General features: G+C 57.0%; 18 protein-coding genes and 3 pseudogenes. 7 read left to right on the top strand and 14 right to left on the bottom strand.

All coding sequences use genetic code 11. From position 1 onward, the window contains the following. Position 1: 1 nt before the first annotated feature. Both EDF70_RS28015 and EDF70_RS28010 read right to left on the bottom strand, forming a co-directional pair. Entirely contained in the window at positions 2-841 is an 840-nt protein-coding gene (locus EDF70_RS28015) for an ABC transporter permease (RefSeq protein ID WP_132281044.1), read from the bottom strand. Positions 842-847: 6 nt separating this feature from the next. Beyond that, positions 848-2,335 carry an ABC transporter substrate-binding protein gene (locus EDF70_RS28010; RefSeq protein WP_132281041.1) on the bottom strand — a complete coding sequence of 496 codons (1,488 nt, stop codon included), beginning with the start codon at positions 2,333-2,335 and terminating at the stop codon, positions 848-850. Positions 2,336-2,502: 167 nt separating this feature from the next. Between EDF70_RS28010 and EDF70_RS28005 the strand changes: the two genes are divergently transcribed. Both EDF70_RS28005 and EDF70_RS28000 read left to right on the top strand, forming a co-directional pair. Further along, a complete protein-coding gene (locus EDF70_RS28005) occupies positions 2,503-3,195 on the top strand; it encodes an FCD domain-containing protein (protein ID WP_207908349.1) in 693 nt (230 codons plus the stop codon). 19 nt (positions 3,196-3,214) lie between these two features. Next, positions 3,215-5,497, top strand: a complete 2,283-nt coding sequence (locus EDF70_RS28000; protein ID WP_132281038.1) for a molybdopterin-dependent oxidoreductase — start codon at positions 3,215-3,217, stop codon at positions 5,495-5,497. A 452-nt stretch (positions 5,498-5,949) separates the two neighbouring features. Here EDF70_RS28000 and EDF70_RS27995 read toward each other — a convergent pair whose 3' ends face one another. Then, a complete protein-coding gene (locus tag EDF70_RS27995; protein WP_245519407.1) occupies positions 5,950-6,474 on the bottom strand; it encodes an FCD domain-containing protein in 525 nt (174 codons plus the stop codon). Between EDF70_RS27995 and EDF70_RS30525 the strand changes: the two are divergent. After that, positions 6,451-6,639: pseudogene (locus EDF70_RS30525) on the top strand (TetR family transcriptional regulator); the annotation flags it as partial. The gene EDF70_RS27995 and the pseudogene EDF70_RS30525 overlap by 24 nt on opposite strands. 235 nt (positions 6,640-6,874) lie before the next feature. Here the strand turns inward: EDF70_RS30525 and EDF70_RS27985 are convergent. The 3 genes and pseudogenes from EDF70_RS27985 to EDF70_RS27975 form a co-directional block, all read right to left on the bottom strand. Next, positions 6,875-8,017, bottom strand: a complete 1,143-nt coding sequence (locus tag EDF70_RS27985) for a Fic family protein (protein WP_132281032.1) — start codon at positions 8,015-8,017, stop codon at positions 6,875-6,877. A gap of 375 nt (positions 8,018-8,392) precedes the next feature. Further along, positions 8,393-9,204: pseudogene (locus tag EDF70_RS27980) on the bottom strand (aminoglycoside phosphotransferase family protein). 87 nt (positions 9,205-9,291) lie between these two features. Next, positions 9,292-9,606 (bottom strand): hypothetical protein, encoded by a 315-nt coding sequence (locus EDF70_RS27975; RefSeq protein WP_132281029.1) that lies wholly within the window; start codon positions 9,604-9,606, stop codon positions 9,292-9,294. Here EDF70_RS27975 and EDF70_RS27970 point away from each other — a divergent pair. After that, positions 9,586-10,818 carry a Xaa-Pro peptidase family protein gene (locus EDF70_RS27970; RefSeq protein WP_132281026.1) on the top strand — a complete coding sequence of 411 codons (1,233 nt, stop codon included), beginning with the start codon at positions 9,586-9,588 and terminating at the stop codon, positions 10,816-10,818. The two genes, EDF70_RS27975 and EDF70_RS27970, sit on opposite strands and share 21 nt — an antisense overlap. A gap of 210 nt (positions 10,819-11,028) precedes the next feature. On the opposite strand, the gene EDF70_RS27965 is transcribed toward EDF70_RS27970, so the two are convergent. The 3 genes from EDF70_RS27965 to EDF70_RS30130 form a co-directional block, all read right to left on the bottom strand. Then, a complete protein-coding gene (locus EDF70_RS27965; protein WP_245519411.1) occupies positions 11,029-11,538 on the bottom strand; it encodes a lipocalin family protein in 510 nt (169 codons plus the stop codon). A 43-nt stretch (positions 11,539-11,581) separates the two neighbouring features. Continuing rightward, complete coding sequence (locus EDF70_RS27960) at positions 11,582-12,121, bottom strand: hypothetical protein (RefSeq protein WP_132281020.1); 540 nt, start codon at positions 12,119-12,121, stop codon at positions 11,582-11,584. A gap of 296 nt (positions 12,122-12,417) precedes the next feature. Next, positions 12,418-12,579 carry a hypothetical protein gene (locus EDF70_RS30130; protein ID WP_165932169.1) on the bottom strand — a complete coding sequence of 54 codons (162 nt, stop codon included), beginning with the start codon at positions 12,577-12,579 and terminating at the stop codon, positions 12,418-12,420. Positions 12,580-12,781: 202 nt separating this feature from the next. Here EDF70_RS30130 and EDF70_RS27955 point away from each other — a divergent pair, with 202 nt between their 5' ends. Beyond that, entirely contained in the window at positions 12,782-13,111 is a 330-nt protein-coding gene (locus EDF70_RS27955) for a hypothetical protein (RefSeq protein WP_132281016.1), read from the top strand. Between the two features lie 307 nt (positions 13,112-13,418). On the opposite strand, the pseudogene EDF70_RS30520 reads toward EDF70_RS27955, so the two are convergent. The 4 genes and pseudogenes from EDF70_RS30520 to phrB all read right to left on the bottom strand — a co-directional run. Continuing rightward, positions 13,419-13,520: pseudogene (locus tag EDF70_RS30520) on the bottom strand (TrmO family methyltransferase); the annotation flags it as partial. Between the two features lie 41 nt (positions 13,521-13,561). Then, complete coding sequence (locus tag EDF70_RS27945; RefSeq protein ID WP_132281184.1) at positions 13,562-14,254, bottom strand: SDR family NAD(P)-dependent oxidoreductase; 693 nt, start codon at positions 14,252-14,254, stop codon at positions 13,562-13,564. 87 nt (positions 14,255-14,341) lie between these two features. Continuing rightward, positions 14,342-14,494, bottom strand: a complete 153-nt coding sequence (locus tag EDF70_RS27940; RefSeq protein WP_132281010.1) for a DUF2256 domain-containing protein — start codon at positions 14,492-14,494, stop codon at positions 14,342-14,344. Between the two features lie 47 nt (positions 14,495-14,541). Then, positions 14,542-16,065, bottom strand: coding sequence for a (6-4)DNA photolyase (gene phrB / locus EDF70_RS27935; protein ID WP_132281007.1), 1,524 nt, complete (start codon positions 16,063-16,065; stop codon positions 14,542-14,544). A gap of 49 nt (positions 16,066-16,114) precedes the next feature. On the opposite strand from phrB, the gene EDF70_RS30125 reads away from it, so the two are divergent. Together EDF70_RS30125 and EDF70_RS30775 are read left to right on the top strand one after the other, a co-directional pair. Then, positions 16,115-16,276 (top strand): hypothetical protein, encoded by a 162-nt coding sequence (locus EDF70_RS30125; RefSeq protein ID WP_165932167.1) that lies wholly within the window; start codon positions 16,115-16,117, stop codon positions 16,274-16,276. A 220-nt stretch (positions 16,277-16,496) separates the two neighbouring features. After that, complete coding sequence (locus EDF70_RS30775; RefSeq protein ID WP_132281005.1) at positions 16,497-16,739, top strand: hypothetical protein; 243 nt, start codon at positions 16,497-16,499, stop codon at positions 16,737-16,739. Between the two features lie 400 nt (positions 16,740-17,139). Here the strand turns inward: EDF70_RS30775 and EDF70_RS30120 are convergent. Beyond that, positions 17,140-17,364: hypothetical protein (locus EDF70_RS30120; RefSeq protein ID WP_165932168.1), on the bottom strand; the 225-nt coding region annotated here is incomplete at its 5' end.

Here is a 17,364-nt window from a genome sequence, read left to right as displayed (position 1 = left end):
CTTATGTATTCCTGCTGTCTGCACGGCGCACGAGCCAGTCACCGATCAGATTGCAGCCGATCACCACTGCGCCGATGACGAGGCCCGGATAGAGCACGAGCCAGTTGGCGAGAAGGATGAAGGAGCGGCCTTCGCCGATCAGATTGCCGAGGGTGGGCGTCGGCGGCTGCACGCCAAGGCCGAGAAAGCCGACGGAGGCTTCGAGAATGATGAGGCGGGGCAGGTCGAGCGTCATCAGCACCGTGATTGGCCCGGTGATGTTGGGCAGGACATGGCGAAAGATGATGACCATGTCGGACAGGCCGATGGATCGCGACGCATCGATATATTCCAGTTCGCGGATTTCTAGCGTCTTGGCGCGTGCGACGCGGGCAAACACGGCCCATCCGGTGACCCCGAGCACGACGACGAGATTGCCCATGCTCGGCCCAATGACGGCAACGATGAGCAGGATCAGCAGGATGAAGGGAATGGCGAGCTGCACATCAACGGCGCGCATGATGATGATGTCGAACCAGCCGCGGTAATATCCGGCGATCATGCCGAGCGTGGTTCCGAGAACGACGGAGATGGCCGAGGCCGCAAGAACGATCGACAGCGAGATCGCCGTGCCAAGGCCGAGACGGGCGAGGAGATCCCGCCCGAGCTGATCTGTTCCCAGAGGATGAAGCTCTCCGCCGATGACGGAGAGCGGTGGTTTGAATGTCGCGGTCAGGGTTCCGCGCACAGGGTCGATCGGCCAGAGAAGGGGCACGACGACGCAAAGCACCAGAACCGCGATCAGAAGGAACGTGGCAAATATCGCATCTGCGTTGTCCCTGACATTCCAGAACCGGGTCATGCGCGATTACTGCTTCTTGATATCGAAGATGGGGATACGGGCGTCCGGACGTCCTTCGAAGGTGACGGACTTAGCCTTACCGTAAAGAGCATCCTCCTGGTAGAGCGGGATGACCGGCACCTGCTCTGCGGCGAGATCCTGGATCTGAGCAAGCACCGCTTCGCGCTTTGCCGGGTCGACGATCGTACGGCTTTCATCGAGCAGCTGGTCGAGTTCCGGAATTGAGGCGGTCGAATAGGGCTCACCGGTCTTGAAGATAGCATAGACGGCGGCATCGGCATCAAGCGTCTGGGTTGAGCCCCAGCCGAGCATGAAGATCGGGCCTTTGCGCGGTACCTGCTGCGTATAGACGGACCAGTCGAGCACTTCCTGATCGATCTTTACGCCGATATCGCCGAACTGCTGGGCAATCGCCTGGGCGACTTCGCTGTCCTTCATGTAGCGATGGGTGGACTGCATCTTGATCGAGAAGCCGTCCGGCAGACCGGCCTCAGTCAAAAGAGCTTTTGCCTTGGCCGGATCGTAAGGTGTGACGGCTAAATCCTTGTAGCCGAAGTCGGCGGCGCCGACCTGCGTGCCGCGTGGTGACGCCATGCCCTGCAGGATGTTGGTGACGATCGACTGGCGATCGATCGCCATGTTGAGTGCCTGACGGACCTTGACGTTGTCGAGCGGCTTTTCGCTCATTACGAGGCCGAGATAAATGGTAAGGCCACCATTCTTGACCTGAACAAGATCGGAATCCGGGCTGTCCTTGATCATCGGGGCAATATCGACCGGCACGTTTTCGATCAGATCGACTTCGCCGGTCAGCAGCGCGGTGATGCGTGCCGTGCCATCCGGAATTGCGCGCCAGGTCACCTTGTCTATCGACGGAGCGCCGCGCCAGTAATCCTTGTTGGCTTCGAGAATGACGTGCTGGTCGGGAACGAATTCGACGAATTTATATGGACCGGTGCCGACAGGCTTGCGCGCAAAGACGTCGTTGCCGACTTCCTTCACATATTTCGGTGGCACGATATAGGCCGGGTAACGGCTCATGCGGGTCGGCAGAAGCGGATCGGCGCCCTTTGTCTTGATGCGAACGGTCAGCGTATCAACGACCTCAACGCTTTCCACCGTGCGGATATAGGAGACGGTCGGGGACTTGGCGGTGGGGTCGATGACGCGATCGATGGTGAACTTGACCGCCTCCGCGTCCATTGCTTCACCATTGTGAAATTTGACGCCTTCGCGCAGCTTGAATTCCCAGGTCGTATCATCGATCGCCGTCCAGGAGGTGGCGAGACCCGGAACGAGCTTCATCTCCTTGTCGCGCATGACGAGCGTGTCGAAGATGTTGTCGACGATCGTTGCGCTTTCCTTGAGGAAGCCGGGATCCATCGCCGTGGTCGAGGCACCGCGACCAACGACGATGTCGGCCGCCGAAGCGATGGCTGTGGTGATTGGCAGCAGCATGGTTGCAGCGAGCGCAATGGCAGCGAGTCTTTTCATGTGGGCCTTCACTTCCTCTGGAGTTGGTATTTGATACCCTGTCAGTGTAGTCATCAGGGGGGCTATTATTATCCCTAAAGATATATGATATATTCTGAGTGGGCAAGATATGTGCAGTTTCGTTTCCGCACCAAAAAACGGGCATTTTTTCCAAAAGTGAGGTCCAAGTGAGTACAGCTTTGTTCAGTGCGGCTCCGCGAAAGAGCTTGGTCACCCATGTCGAGGATGAAATTCGCGCTGCTCTTGTCGAGGGACGGCTGGAGCCAGGCACGCGGCTTGTCACCAAGGAACTGGCGGATTCTCTTGGCATGAGCATCACGCCGGTGCGCGAGGCACTCGTGCGTTTTGCCGCTTCCGGCGTTCTGACAGCCGAGCCGGCACAATCCTTCAGAGTGCCGACGATGACGGTTGCGCAATATGCGGAGATATCCGAGATCCGCAAATCCGTGGAAGGCCTCGCAGCATTTAATGCGGCATCGCAGATCACCGCCGAAGAGATTGCGGCGATGAAAGATCTCCTCACGCGTTATCTGGTCGCAAAGGCGGCAAAAGATCAGCATCTCGCCCTGACGCTGAACAAGGAGTTCCGCTTTGTGCTTTATGCTGCTGCCCGGATGCCAACGCTTCTTGGCGTGATCGAACTGCTTTGGCTGAAGGCAGGGCCAGGGTTCAACTACCTGTACCCGGAAACCCAATCGGGCACGGGAGAGCATCACAATTACGACGATCTCCTGACCGCGCTGCATGGTCGCCAGGCAGATGCCGCGCGTCAGGCTATCGAACATGCGATAGAGGACGGTGCGCGTATCGTCATCGACGCGTTGCAGCGGCGCCAGGCGCAGCCGGTTGTGATCAAGTAAAGAGAAGGCGGCAATATCAATGGGCAAGACATTCACGGCAGCCCATTGGGGCGTTTATGAAGTAGACCTCGACCAAGCCGAACTGAGGCTTGAAGGTTTTGCTGAAGATGCCGATCCGTCTCCTATCGGCTTGCACATGGCAGCAAAGGATCTGACGGATGTGAGGATCAGCCGACCTTCAATCCGAAAAAGCTGGCTCGAAAAGGGGCCAGGTTCCGATCCGCATTTGCGCGGGCGCGAGCCCTTCGTCGAAGTCGATTGGGATACGGCGCTGGATCTGCTTGCCGCCGAACTGAACCGTGTGCGGCGCGACCACGGCAACGAATCCATTTTCGGCGGCTCCTATGGGTGGGCGAGCGCGGGGCGTTTCCATCATGCGCAGAGCCAGGTTCACCGTTTCCTCAACCTGATCGGCGGCTATGTGTCATCGGTCGACAATTACAGCCTCGCAGCCGGACGGGTAATCTTGCCGCATGCGATCGGCTCGACTGAATTTCTTTTGGATCGTCATACATCTTTCGATGTGATGGCGCAGCATACCGAGCTGTTCGTCACGTTCGGTGGTGTGCCGGTAAAGAATGCGCAGATGTCAGCGGGCGGGGCAGGGCGACACCGGGTCGTCGCCGGCATGCGCGAGATGGAAAAGAACGGCACGCGCTTCATCAATATCGGTCCGGTTTCGGACAATATGCCGGTGGATAGCGAGTGGATCGCCGCCCGGCCGAATACCGATGTCGCGATGATGCTGGCGCTGGCCTATGTTCTACATGCCGAAGGTCTGGCGGATCTAGATTTCCTCTCAAGCCATTGCGTCGGATATGATCGTTTCTCTGCCTATCTGATGGGCGACGCCGACGGGATGCCCAAGACACCGCAATGGGCCGCCGCAATCTGCGGCGTCGATGCAGATCGCATCGCATTGCTTGCCCGCGAAATGGCGTCCAATCGAACGATGCTGAATATCTCATGGTCGCTGCAGCGTGCCGTCCATGGTGAACAGCCCTTCTGGATGCTGGTGACGCTGGCAGCGATGTTGGGCCAGATCGGATTGCCAGGCGGCGGCTTCGGTGTCGGCTACGGTGCTTTGAATTCCGTCGGCCACGACAATGTACGCTTCAAGTCGGGTGCCTTTCCGCAAGGAGAAAATCCGGTCAAGGCGTTCATTCCGGTGGCACGCATAACCGACATGCTGCTCAATCCGGGTGCCGGATTCACCTATAACGGCAAGGATTACAGCTACACGGATATACGGCTTGTCTATTGGGCTGGCGGCAACCCGTTCCACCATCACCAGGACCTGAACCGGCTGCTGAAGGCGTGGCAGAAGCCGGAAACGATCATCATTAACGAGCCCTACTGGACGCCGACCGCCAAGCTTGCGGATATCGTGTTGCCGGTAACGACGCCTCTTGAGCGTAACGATATTGCGGCTTCCGGTGGCGAGGACCTGATCGTGGCGATGCGCAAGGTGTCCGAGCCTTACGCCGAGGCGCGTAACGATTTCGATATTTTCTGCGGACTGGCATTGCGCATGGACGTCAACTTTTCCGAAAATCTCGATGAAGAAGGCTGGCTGCGGCGTCTCTATGGCGTAACGTCTGCCAATGCCCGCGAAAAGGGCGTTGAGATGCCGAGTTTCGATCAGTTCTGGCAGGGCGGTCTGTTCGATCTCAAGCCCGCTGCCTTGCCTGTGGTGATGTTGCAGGAGTTTCGGGGAGCCCCTCATGCTCATCCGGTTCCGACGCCCACCGGCAAGATCGAGATTTTCTCCGAGACGGTTGATAGTTTTGATCTCGAAGACTGCGTTGGGCATCCCGCCTGGTTCGAGCCGCCGGAATGGCTGGGCAATCGGAAAGGCGAAGACGAGTTTCATCTGATATCCGACCAGCCGGTCAGGCGTTTGCATAGTCAGCTCGATGCAAGCCCTCACAGCAAGGCGGGAAAGATCAAAGGTCGCGAGCCGGTTCTTATCAGCACGTTGGACGCAAAACGTTGCGATCTGGCCGAAGGAGATCTCGTCGAGATACATAACGAGCGTGGCCGGCTCATTTCCGCCGTGCTGATTTCAGATGCCATAATGCCTAGTGTCGTCAGGCTTTCGACCGGCGCATGGTTCGATATGGACTACGAGCGCAATCTGGAACGCCATGGCAATCCCAACACTGTGACGTTGGATGTTCCGTCATCATCGCTGTCGCAAGGTTGCAGCGCCCAAACGTGTATGGTGCGCCTTCGCAAGGTCGACGATGATTATGCGGCCTCTGTGCAGGCGTTTGCACAGCCGGAGTTGGAAATTTGTTAATCAGCTCATAATGTTGCCCCTTATCGGTGACCAATATCAGGGTCTGACTCAGATATGGAGCGGCCCGGTTGGCGAGATTTTCCGCGTGAATCGGCGTCGGACGCCGCAGTCATATGCCCGGCATTTGAGCACGGTCATCGACCGCTGGCGGCGATGAGATCTGTGATGCGGATCGCCTGATCATTTTCGCGCGGTCAAGCGCGCCTTGAGCCAGACGGTCTGATCACCATCGAGGCATCTCCTCGGGTTGATCATGCTTCGTGCCTTGCCGCTTTATCTCTCCGGACCTGTCTCAAGAAGATCCTGACCCTCACATTATGGGCAATCCACATTGGATTCCTTACGAAGCCCCGGCAAAAAGAGAGGTTTCCTGAAACGTTATATGTAAACGCTGCTCCCAGCGAAGGAGGGTGACGCCAGCTTCGCCTCACTCTCATTTTCTGGACGTGTTTTCAAAAATTCTCGGCTCTGACATCGCTTTTCGGATAGAATCTGGCCGCTCCCCGCGCAGCCTTCAGGTGCGTCGCCATCAGCTTGGAGGCCTGGATTCTGTCACCCTGCAGAATAGAATCGATGATAACAAGATGCTCGCGGTACCAGTCACGCACGCGGCGACGGTTTGAATAGCCACCGAACTCCAGAAGCCGTCTTAACCGGTTCTGCTGCTGAATGGCCTGGAGGAAAAAAATATTGCCGCTGAAGGCCGCAATCATCTCATGAAACTGTGCGTCTGTTTCGAACAGCTGTCGCGGATCGATGCTGGCAATATCAGGATGCTCCTCGAGATAGAGATGTTCGAGCCGCGAGCGGTCAAGCGCGCCCGGGTCGAACTGGAAGCTACCCAGAAGCAGCCCGGCGGGCTCCAGCGTGCTGCGTATTTGAGGGTCGCCGCGTTGAATTCGGCGCCGAGCATGAAGATCACGCCGACCATGTAGAGAGGCAGGGGGTGTAGTGTGCGGATCCAGACAGTAGTGCACGGCGCCGTGCAGGAACTTCTTACGGCGATGGATCGCGCCGAAGTGACAGTTCCGATGATCGCAGAAAAAGCCGGCGTGACGCCGTCAACCATTCACCGCCGTTGGGGCGACCTTGCTGATCTTCTGGCCGACGTGGCAGTCGCGCGCATGCGATCGCAGCCGGTCCGTGGCCCTCCGGCGCAGTTGGTCCCGATCGGTTATAGCCCGTGGCGTTTATGGCGCTCATTTCGCTCTCGAAATCTCTGCCTTAAAGACAGGGCCGACGGTTCGATTCTTTTCAAGAGCGGTTAACCATAGGCTGGCAATCTGCCCCCATTCAAGGGCCAGAGTCCTTCTGATAAGAGCGCGGAGCGGCTTACCCGGAAGATGTGGTCTTGCGACCATCACCGACGGCTGGATGTTATCCGGATCGAGGAGGGGTGCTCGCAGAAAAGTTTAAAACCAACTCGTAGGCCGTGCTGCGTCCGCCAGCTTCGCCTTTTTGCAGTAGGCCTTTCGCCATCAGGTCTGCAATGTCGCGTGATGCAGTGTCCTGGGATGCGTTCGTCAATTTTGCCCACTTTGTAGATGTAAGCTTGCCTTGGAAATTTCCCTCTAGAAGCCGGTTGAGGACCTTCGCTTGTCGCGGATTAAGGTCGCTTGCAGCATGCGTCTGCCAGAAATCATTCTTCAGAATGACGTTGTCGAGGGTCAGCAGCGCCTCGCCAACAGCGTTGCCCAGACGATCGAGGAGCCACTCGATCCAGCTTGTGATGTCGAGGCCTTCCTTGCTGGTGATTGATTGCAGAGCTTCATAATATCCGATGCGGGATCGCTCGATTGCTGCGGACATGGAGTAGAGCCGCTGCGCGCCGCCACCACCGCGTGCAAGCGTCATGTCAGCTATTGCACGAGTTATTCGGCCGTTGCCATCGCCGAAAGGGTGGATCGCAACAAACCAGAGGTGGGCAATAGCAGATTTAATGAGGGGATCCAGTTGGTGCGATCCGTTAAACCACTCAAGAAACGCCGACATCTCAGCTTCCACGCGGTCTGCCGGCGGAGCAATATAGTGGACTTTCTCATGCCCAAATGCACCAGAAGCGATTTCCATACAACCGCCAGCGTCGTTACGCCAATCGCCGACACGAAGCTTATGTCCCCATTCGTTGCGGCCAGTCGGGAACAGGGCCGCATGCCATTGGAACAATCGCTCTGCCGTAAGTGGCTCCGCGCAATTGATCGTGGCATCGAGCGTGATATGCACGATGCCCTCTATTGAACGGTTTGGAGTAACAAATCCATCGATGTCGATACCAAGACGCCTGGCGAGTGAGGATCGAACCTGTTGCTCGTCCAGTTGTTCGCCCTCGATCGCCGACGACTTCACGACGTCATCCGTCAATGCTCGGAGTAATGTCGCCTCGCGCGTGCGAAAACCCAAGCTCTCGACGCGGCCAATAAGTCGCCCTTGATCAAGGCGGACGGTCGCAATCCTCGATGTGAGGCCGTCAATTTGCCACTCGAACTTGGGCCATAGTGTGGACTGCCAGATGTAAGTCATATCCCACGATAGAGCTCATCTGCGGAGAATAGCAAGACCAATCTCCGCATGATTGCGGAGATTGTTACCGGTAATCTCCGCACTCGTCTTAACTTGGGCGCGCCAAACAGCGCCGGCTCAGCCACACGCGATTGATGTCTCAAGTTTTGAGGAATGCGACCCGTTGACTGAGCCTTACTTCGAGGCGGCCGAACTCACAACGGTCCGGTCCGTGGGGATGAAGATGCTGGCGGACCAATAATGTAAGTAGCCTACTGCGGGCTATGCTACTGAAACATTACGATTTTCCATTAGTATGTTGCGGGTTCGGTTCCCATCAATAGCTCTGAGGTCAACATCCGAGCTCGGCCTGATGTAGCCACTCGTCGCAGGCGGTCACAGATCAAGTTCGGAAGCCGCTAAAGTCGCGATAGCTATGTCCACTTCAGCCAGCGGATCATCGTCCTCGAGAAACCATGCTGCGGACAGACCTGTCCACGCAAGGATCCATTGAAGTAAACGGGAGTGTTCCAAGCATGCCGCATCCGCCACGACGGTTAGCCTGCGTCGGAAGCGTTCCGGATTGGTAGCAACCGGGCGGGCTGGATCGCTAAGATCAGGATTGGAGAATATATTGGCGAAGTCAAACCCGCGCTCCCCGATTAGACCATGCGGGTCGATGGCGCGCCAGCCTCGTTCACCGAAGTCGAGCACGTTGTCGTGGTGGAGGTCACTAGCAGGACTGACTGCTCCCTCGGCTCGGCCAGCAGGTCCCTTGCTGCCTTGCGACTTCGCAAAAGTATACCTCCATACTGTTCAGCGGCAGTCTCGAGATCACGAAACCAAATGTTCAGTGGGATCAACGGTGGCGGATCTCCTGAGCGCTGGCGATGCAGTTGGTTACCCGTGGTACAAAGAACGCGGCATGCATCATCGTCTTCACCGACACGAGCCATTTCTGCCAACGACCGCTTACCCATGGCTCGTTCCATCACCAGTGCGTTGTCGTCTCGTGCAAAGATATCGGCTGTCCCATCGCCAGCCCACCATTCCATAAGCGCCGATCCCCGCTGCTGATCCGGTTGAGAAGATAGCTTCAACATTGCGGGCTTTTCCTGCCACAGCACAGGAAGGATATGCGCGGTCGAGGTGGAAATTGGGTCGCCATCGACGCGTAATTTCCAACGAGCCAAGTAGGTTTCAAACATGTCGTCATCTATAAGCCAGTAAGAACTCGGCTGCCATGTGAGGAAGTCCAAGGGACGATTGCTTTGGTCGTGGAGTGCTAGCCCTGTTTAGCCGAGCGACATCTGAACAGCGGGGGGCAGCTTTCTATAAGACACTGTAGGGCCGAATAAGTAATTATCATACTCGGAAGTTTGGCTTTTTAGCGCCATTGGGCTGTGCGTCGGCGAAGCCAGCATGAAGTGCGAGATCGGCGCTGGCCAGTCATCAACTTCGGCAATAACCCAGCGCGAAGGGAATGTGCCGCTCATCCGCGCGACCTGGTGAAGAATTTCGTTCTGGTGCTGGAACTTCGCACCTGCTCCGATTAAGTCCTTCATAGACATCAGGGATTGGAACAGGCCATGAGCGACATCGATAGACACCGTGCAAACCGGCTGATGCATGACGCTTGTATTGATGCGCTTGTCCTCTTCCAGCCCGAAGCCTTCCGTTATGCGATCGGTGCACCCGCCGGCGTCGCCACCATGTGGGGCCGGGCAGGGGCCGCGGTCGCACTCGTGCCGGGACAGGTGGACGCGCAGCTTGCTGCCATCGTCAGCGATCATGCGGCCGCGGCTATTCGCCGACAGATGCCGAATGCTGATATTCGTACTCATCGCATCTGGATCGACATGGTTGACGTGGGCGGTGCCAAAACGGTGCCTGATGTGGACAAGGCCTATCGGGGTTCCGGTTCTGGCGGGTCACGCCCCGAAACATTCGACAGGGCAGCGGTTTTCGGATTGCTGGGCGACCTTCTTCACGAGCGCGGCCTTTCTAATGCGCGCATCGGCGTCGATCTCGAGTTCATGCCTGCGGCCGATTTCGAGGTTTTGAAGATCGCGCTCCCGCAGGCCGAATGGGTGGATGGCTCAGCTGTGCTGCGCAGGTTGCGGGCAGTGAAAACCCCTGTGGAAATCGAACGCTTGCGCCGTGCCGCGCAGGCGGCCGAAGCCGGTTTGAGACATATGGCGCAGGCCATCGGTCCGGGTGCAGCGCTGCCCGCACTTTCGTCCGCATGGAAGGTCGGAGCGCAAGCCGCCGCTGCAGCGGGTGGCTTTTCGCTCAGCGGTCATTGGGATTACATTTCGGTTGGCCCCGACCTTTCCGACATGGCGGCGGTCGTCACGCCCGGTGCGCTCATCAAGGCGGATGTAGGGACGCTCATCGATGGTTATTCTTCCGATGGCGCGCGCACATTCACGTTTGGTCGACCATCAGGTCTTGCGATCGAGGTCTTCAATGCCCTCGAAACCGCATTCGAGGCAGGGTTGCAACAGATCCGGCCCGGTAAAAGTTTTGGGGCCGTGCATGCCGCCATGCTGCATTCGATGCGCAAGGACGGTTTCGGCGAATATTATCGCGGCCATTTCGGACACTCGGTCGGCGGCAGCGTCGGCATCGAGGAATGGCCGTTCTTTTCCACCGACAATCCGGAAATCATCGAGGAGAATATGGTCGTTGCGCTGGAAGCGCCGTTCTACGGCCAGGGGCTAGGTGCGCTGATGATCGAGGACCAGTTCCTTGTTACGTCAGGCGGCGTGGAATGCATGAACACCCTGCCTCGGGGCTTGCAGCAGATAGATGCGGGGTGATCGATCAGATCTCACTGCATTCGATATACTTCGTTTCAGACGTACAACCGGTTCGGTCTCGTCGATCCGCTCACGCTGACTTAGGGCGTTGCCAAAACCTGCAAACAATTTTAGGCGCCGAATTAAAGGGATTTGGCGCATACGAGCTGGCTGATCTGGCTTGATATCGAAAGCAGGTCGATTCTATGATCCGCTTTCCTTCGGCTGCGGTCAGCGCGCTGGCGGAAACTCAAGCTTGCGGACGTCATAACCGAGTTCGCTTGCTTTTCGTATCATGCGCTGGAGCTTCTGCTTCGAGGGGATGGTTCTCGAGTAGATCCAGAGGTCGGTCATCGACGGATTGGCACTGATAAACCAGGACTTGTCCGGCGCCTTGTAGAGAACCCAGTAATTGAACGTGATCAGCAGCGGGTAGCGGACGCGCATTTTTGCATTCGTAGATCCAAAGTCCTGGATCGTTCCGGTCCCGTTTATCGTCTTGAGGCGACCTTTGGGCGTATCGACGCGACAACCGTCTTCGACCAGCACCTTCCTTGGCGCCTTGCCTTTGCGATATGTCGAGTAGCCTGCGACACAGCCGTCAGTCAGGAACATCGGCGTTCTTCCGATTTCCAGCCAGGTCCCTCGGTAATGGTCCGGCCCGACCTTCACCACTTCAGGCGCGGCAGATGCGCCAACTGCGCCGCCCAGAAAGAGTATGACGACTAGAATGCGCTTCATGTTGAAAGAAATGCTCATCGTGTCCTCCGTTAAGCAGGTCTTGTCATCGGATTTCGGAATCCCTGCCGATACCGGCAGAGTTGAGCGCGATGAATGCCATAAGGCTTGCGACGGCGAAGGCATTCAGATTGAAAAGGATCTTCAGGTCGAGTTCCGCCCATGCGTGAAATGGCAAGCCGACGAAATTGCGAGAAAAGGCGAAGGCTGCGAAAACGAACACAGCCAGACCGCGCTGCAGCCACTTTTCTTCCGGCCTGAAGGAAAGGGCGACGAGCATCATGCAAGCGGCAAAAAACAGCTCGGTGCCGGAGCCTTGGCCGAAAAGTTTGGTTTCGAACAGCGTATCGACCGTTCCGACAAGCGGGAGCGTAGTTCTCGTACACAGAGGAAACCGCCGCGCTAAGAGCGGTATGGCCAGGAAGAACGGCACGGAAACCAACGTGGCGACCGAGGCCATCACGCCATTCCCGACCAGATACCAGACATAGATCGGATAAAACGGCTTGTTCATGACGATCACCCAGGCCACCGTGACGGTCATGCGCGTTCGGGCATCGAGTGGCGGTCGCGCTGCGCTGGTCATGGCGTAAAAGCCAGTCGGCCGCCGCTGCGGGCAACGAAGCCACAGGCCAAGAAGCCAATCCCAGGTGTGACGCGTCGCGACGTCCGGGTGGCTGTAACAAGCCCATTTTTTACGATGCGCGAGAAAGTCAAATCCATAAGGTCTCTCAGCCCGGTTGGTGAAAGACTATTACGCACAAGAAGGAAAGTTAGTTTCGCATAAGCTGAAATTTGCGGCGGAAACAGACCTTCCACTTCCTTCGAACAGATAGATTGCGCCGGATTTTTGTATCTGGTTGCGATCCGGCACTTTCCATTTTACGCCGCGATCCGGCGTGCAGCCTTGTCTACAGCTTTACGGTCCGACCCATGCTCAGCGATGATCTTTGCAGCATCCTCGACAGAGATCCTGTGCTTTTTCGCCAGAATCTTGGGTTCGTACGCTCGCGTTGACGCCGAAGCACCTTGCTGTTCTGTCATAAGTAGCTCCTTGAGATGAGGCGGCTGACACGCGCCGAACGCGGCGACAGCTCCTCTCAGACCCTATATATGGGTATGGTCGCGCAGTCTCTCAAGCAATGTGGCACCGAGCAGCACGCTGGCAATCAGACCCAAATAGGGTTCATATTCAGTTCATAGGCCAAAGAGCATGGTCGCGCCTCACCACTGGAAAGGCGTGAACATGAACAGATTTCTCTCAGGTGTCGGCGCAGCCGTCGCCGCGGTCATCATGACGGCATCGAGTTTCGGCATGGCGACTGCCGCGCCAATCGGAGTTCAGCCAGCGCAAATTGCCTCGAATTTCGAACTCGCGCAGTACCGCGAAGAGCGCAGGCCGCATGTCCGCCGCGATCGGGACCGCAGGGATCGCAGAGACCACGCTGAACACAGGCGCGAACGGCACGGTTACTGGAACGGTCACCGGGGCTATCGCGAGCACCGCCGCGGTTATCGCCAACATAGCGACGGCTACTATTACGCGCCGTCTGTTTTCCGGCTGATGATCCGCTAGTCAGATCTTGATAACAACGCAGAAGCCCCGTCAGAAATGGCGGGGTTTTCTGTTTCAGACTGCCAGCAGTTGCAGCGTCTCCAGCCTGCTATTGCGCACATATCTGGCTGTCGTCTTTGACCGCTATTCGCGTCGTGTAATCGGCTGGGCAATTGACCTGAGACCTATCTTCCCTCCAGTTCCCAAGAGAGTCTTGGGTTTTCTGCTATGAGCCCGAAGGTTCGACACCCCATCAAGCGGTCAACTTCGAGCAACCGGTTGGCAGGGGGTAGGACGCTCAGGTCGAGAAGCGGCATGCCTTCGAGGAGTCCAGGCCGCGCAGCAGAAGAACATTGCCATTCACGCCTTCGAGCTTGACGATCGAAGTGCCGATTGAGTTCGGTCTGACAGGCGATCGCAGCGATAATGTTGCATACACTAAAGCTCGCGTCAGCCCCGTGATCCCAATTACTACCACTCAATTGAAGATCCGTCATAGGCAATGAAGCTTCCGCTTTGATCGCTTGTGACCAGGTCCAGCGTCTTCAGCATCCTCGATGCTGCGCCCAGCGGCGGCATCCGATCATGCCCACGCGAGAACGGTTCCGATAGGTCAGTTTCGACTGTTCCGGGATGAATGCCGACAAGAATAGCCTTGGGATGGGTACGCCGCAGCTCGATCGAAGCCGTGCGGATGATCTGGTTGAGCGCGGCCTTCGAGGATCGATAAGAGATCCATCCGCCAAGACGATTGTCGCCGATGGATCCGACTCTTGCCGACAGAAACGCAGAGATCGCATGGGTCTTGCGATCGAGGAGCGGCAGGAAGTGCTTCATCACAAGGGCTGGTCCGATCGCATTCAAACGGAACTGCGCTGCCATCGCATTCGGATCGAACTGCTTCAGCGCTTTCTCCGGGCCAATGCCATCAATGGTCAGGGCGCCAGTCGCGCAGATCAGCAAATGGAAGTTCTTGTTCAAGAGCTTCTCCGAGTGCATCGCTACTGAGTTCTCTTCGGTAATGTCCAGCCCGTCGTGTTTTCGCGAAAGCGCGACCAACTCTCTGCAGCGCCGATCCTCTTCCAAAAGTTTCCGCATGGCCGAGCCGATTCCGCCGCTCGCACCGATCAACAAAGCGTTGTACCCGTCGGGAAGAGAAGACATCTCTTGCATCGAAAATCCACCGGTTGTGTTAAGTTCTAGCTTTGTGAAGGGCTGACCGTAAGCGGCGGCCAACGGCTCGACCAGGCATCATTTTAGCGCCGAGCGGGTCCGGCGACATCGCTCTGAACAGAATTTGACCTCGGACCAGTTTCTCTCCCACTTACGTCGCCACGTGAAAGGCAAGCCGCAAGCTGCGCACTGCTTGGTCGGAAGGTCGGGCTTCTTGATGTGTTTTGGCATGGATACTCCTCAGGTCTCTGCGATGCCCAGCACACGCTGACGCTCGATCACTTCAAGACAGCCAAAAATCCCGCCGCCTGTCGACGCAACGCCTGTTGAGTATCGTTGTCCATCCCATCCCAGCTGGAGTAGGACTGTGCCAGGCGGCGGTTCGAGCTGAGTTTGCCCCGGTTGCGAGCCAGAAAATCCCAATAGAGTGCATTGAACGGGCAGGCGTCTTCGCCAACCCTCTTTTTGGGATCGAAACGGCAGGTGCCGCAGTAATCGGACATGCGGTTAATATAGTTCCCGCTTGCCGCATAGGGCTTGGTTCCCAAAAATCCGCCATCGGCGAACTGGCTCATCCCGACGACGTTGGGCAACTCGACCCATTCATAGGCGTCGGCATAAACTTCAAGATACCAGATATGCACCGCCTTGGGGTCGATGCCCGCCAGCAGGGCGAAATTGCCGGTGATCATCAGCCTCTGGATATGGTGGGCATAGGCATGTTCAATCGTCTCGTTGATCACCGTCGAAAGACAGTTCATCTCCGTTTTCCCGGACCAGTAAAACGATGGCAGGGGTCGCGTATTCTCGAAGAAGTTGCTGTCGACGTAACTAGGCCCCGCATGCCAGTAGATACCGCGCATGTATTCTCGCCAGCCGATGATCTGGCGGACAAAGCCTTCGACGGCATTTAGCGGCGCACTGCCATCAAGATAGGCGCGCTCGGCGGCCCGACAGACGGTAAGAGCGTCAAGAAACCCGATGTTGATGTAGAACGACAAGAGGGAATGGTTGAGGAACGGGTCGTCTTGCAGCATCGCATCCTGTGTCGCACCGAAACCCGCCAGGAAGTCGGCGATGAAACTGTCCAGGACCTTTTCAGCATCGGAGGGCGTCACGGCGAAGCCGAAATTATCAAGCGTCCCAAAATTATCCGGAAAAACTCTGTCTACGGTGGCAAGGACGTCGCTCGTGATCGTATCGGGCTTGAAGCGAAGATGCCTTGGCCGCAGTAAGTCCGGCGCAGCCGGCTTCCGGTTATCCGCATCGAAATTCCACTTGCCACCGGATGGCTCATTACCTTGCATCAGCAGGCCGGTTTTGCGCCGCATGTCTCGGTAGAAAAATTCCATGGTCAGCGACTTTCGGCCGACAGCCCAGCGCGCAAATTCCTCGTGGGAACAGAGGAACCGTGTGTCGGGGCGGATATCGACAGGAAGGCCCAAAGTTTTGGACCAAAGTTTCATCTCATCGAGCACGCGCCACTCGCCCGGCTCGGTAACGCATATCGATTTCGGATTGACCTGTTGGATGGCGCGTTTCAGCTCACCGGTGAAGGAATTCGAGTTATCCCAGTCATCGATCCTGGTGTAATGGACCTGGTATCCAGAGTTTCGCAGCTCTTCGGCGAAATGACGCATGGCCGAGAAGACGAAAGCTATCTTTTTCTTGTGGTGGCCCACATAGGTTGCTTCCGCCATGACTTCGCACATCAGCACGATGTCGCGCTTCTTGTCGGCGCCATCGAGCGACGATATCTGCGGAGAGAGCTGATCGCCCAAAATTAATACCAGGGTTGTCAAAACCACCGCCTTTCCGAATTTCCATTCCGTTGTAGGTGAGAAGAGCATTTTGTTCGTCAAAACTGAATGCTGGCGCCTTGAATTACGAATTTTTCTTGGTTTCGATCAGTGCGAAACCGCGAGCGACTGGCGCGGTGAAGCCCGTCGCGCCATTGCCGATCTGAAGATCAGCCCGTTCAACCGGGCAGCGCTCTATAAGTACGAGGCCTGAAATGCCGACGTTTGGAGCGTTGCACGCCTTTGAGGGATCGCATTCGCCATGCTCTGACGATAACCCAATGATTTTTTCATTGGGCAGCTGCCTGCGCGATGAGTTCAAGCGATCTCACACGCGCAGAGTGCTCGAAGACGTCCGAGACTATCATCAACTCGTCAGCTCAGTTTCGGCTATTACCGCTGCGATACCCTTGCGGACTGTTTCGGGCGATCCAATGATCGACCTTTCCAACATCCTCCCTGCCTGGGCCTTTTCCGACGGCGACCAGAAGGTCTCGATGTCGTCGATCGGCGGAAGGGTGAGCTCGCGGCTGCCTCGGAACATGCCGACGAAGGACATCTGCTGGCATGTCGCCAGCCTGTGCGCCTCGGCATCCGTATCGGCGGCGGTAATGTTGATTCCGATGGCCGCGTACGGACGGTCGAGTTGGTCGGAAGGCTGGAAGGCATTCCGGTAGGTTTTGAGAGCCGGAAGTAGTCGGACGCGAAAGGCGAGGCGAAGGCCTAAGGTAGGGTGAGCTGTGCTGCTAGTATAGCACCAAAGTTACTCGATCCCGGTATCCCCCAAGGCGGTACGTCTGTCCCGGCGGCTGGTACTGCCTGAGGCGCTGGTATGGACCCGTTTCCGCGAAGTAGGCCTGTAGCTCGAAGATATCCTGTGAATTGGGGGCCCGGCTCAAGAACGTCCGGACCTTAAGGCCCGCCGAGGCGGGCCGGAATAAGTGCTGTGGAGAGCCTGAGAGAAGCGCGACAGGTTCTCAGGACATAACACGGATGGTAAACGTACGTGGTTAATAAATCGCTGCGGTATGCGGCAGCCGCGTAGGATGCCCGAAGTAGTAGATTCTGGCTGCTATTTTAACCACCTGCCGGACGGAACCATATGACACTGCCGTCTTCGGCGATGAGGACAGCTCGCTCGGGGCCCATATATGCATTGTCGGCTTCGATCGTTTGCATAGTTTGCGCGACAGCACTGCTGTCGTCCTCCGCATGGAAGTCAACTGAGTGCTGGACTGATAAAAGCGGATCATCTCCAATACCGCCCACGCCGATTTGCAAGCTGTATTTGGCCATGCCTAT

Source organism: Neorhizobium sp. JUb45, from assembly GCF_004343585.1.
GTDB lineage: Bacteria > Pseudomonadota > Alphaproteobacteria > Rhizobiales > Rhizobiaceae > Neorhizobium.
This window is presented reverse-complemented; position numbering and strand designations above follow the sequence as displayed.

What these genes read in the sequence shown, in the direction of transcription:
- EDF70_RS28015 (WP_132281044.1), bottom strand. Translation starts at nt 841, where the DNA reads ATGACCCGGTTCTGGAATGTCAGGGACAACGCAGATGCGATATTTGCC.
- EDF70_RS28010 (WP_132281041.1), bottom strand. Translation starts at nt 2,335, where the DNA reads ATGAAAAGACTCGCTGCCATTGCGCTCGCTGCAACCATGCTGCTGCCA.
- EDF70_RS28000 (WP_132281038.1), top strand. Translation starts at nt 3,215, where the DNA reads ATGGGCAAGACATTCACGGCAGCCCATTGGGGCGTTTATGAAGTAGAC.
- EDF70_RS27985 (WP_132281032.1), bottom strand. Translation starts at nt 8,017, where the DNA reads ATGACTTACATCTGGCAGTCCACACTATGGCCCAAGTTCGAGTGGCAA.
- EDF70_RS27970 (WP_132281026.1), top strand. Translation starts at nt 9,586, where the DNA reads ATGAGCGACATCGATAGACACCGTGCAAACCGGCTGATGCATGACGCT.
- EDF70_RS27965 (WP_245519411.1), bottom strand. Translation starts at nt 11,538, where the DNA reads ATGAAGCGCATTCTAGTCGTCATACTCTTTCTGGGCGGCGCAGTTGGC.
- EDF70_RS27960 (WP_132281020.1), bottom strand. Translation starts at nt 12,121, where the DNA reads ATGACCAGCGCAGCGCGACCGCCACTCGATGCCCGAACGCGCATGACC.
- EDF70_RS30130 (WP_165932169.1), bottom strand. Translation starts at nt 12,579, where the DNA reads ATGACAGAACAGCAAGGTGCTTCGGCGTCAACGCGAGCGTACGAACCC.
- EDF70_RS27955 (WP_132281016.1), top strand. Translation starts at nt 12,782, where the DNA reads ATGAACAGATTTCTCTCAGGTGTCGGCGCAGCCGTCGCCGCGGTCATC.
- EDF70_RS27945 (WP_132281184.1), bottom strand. Translation starts at nt 14,254, where the DNA reads ATGTCTTCTCTTCCCGACGGGTACAACGCTTTGTTGATCGGTGCGAGC.
- EDF70_RS27940 (WP_132281010.1), bottom strand. Translation starts at nt 14,494, where the DNA reads ATGCCAAAACACATCAAGAAGCCCGACCTTCCGACCAAGCAGTGCGCA.
- EDF70_RS30775 (WP_132281005.1), top strand. Translation starts at nt 16,497, where the DNA reads ATGATCGACCTTTCCAACATCCTCCCTGCCTGGGCCTTTTCCGACGGC.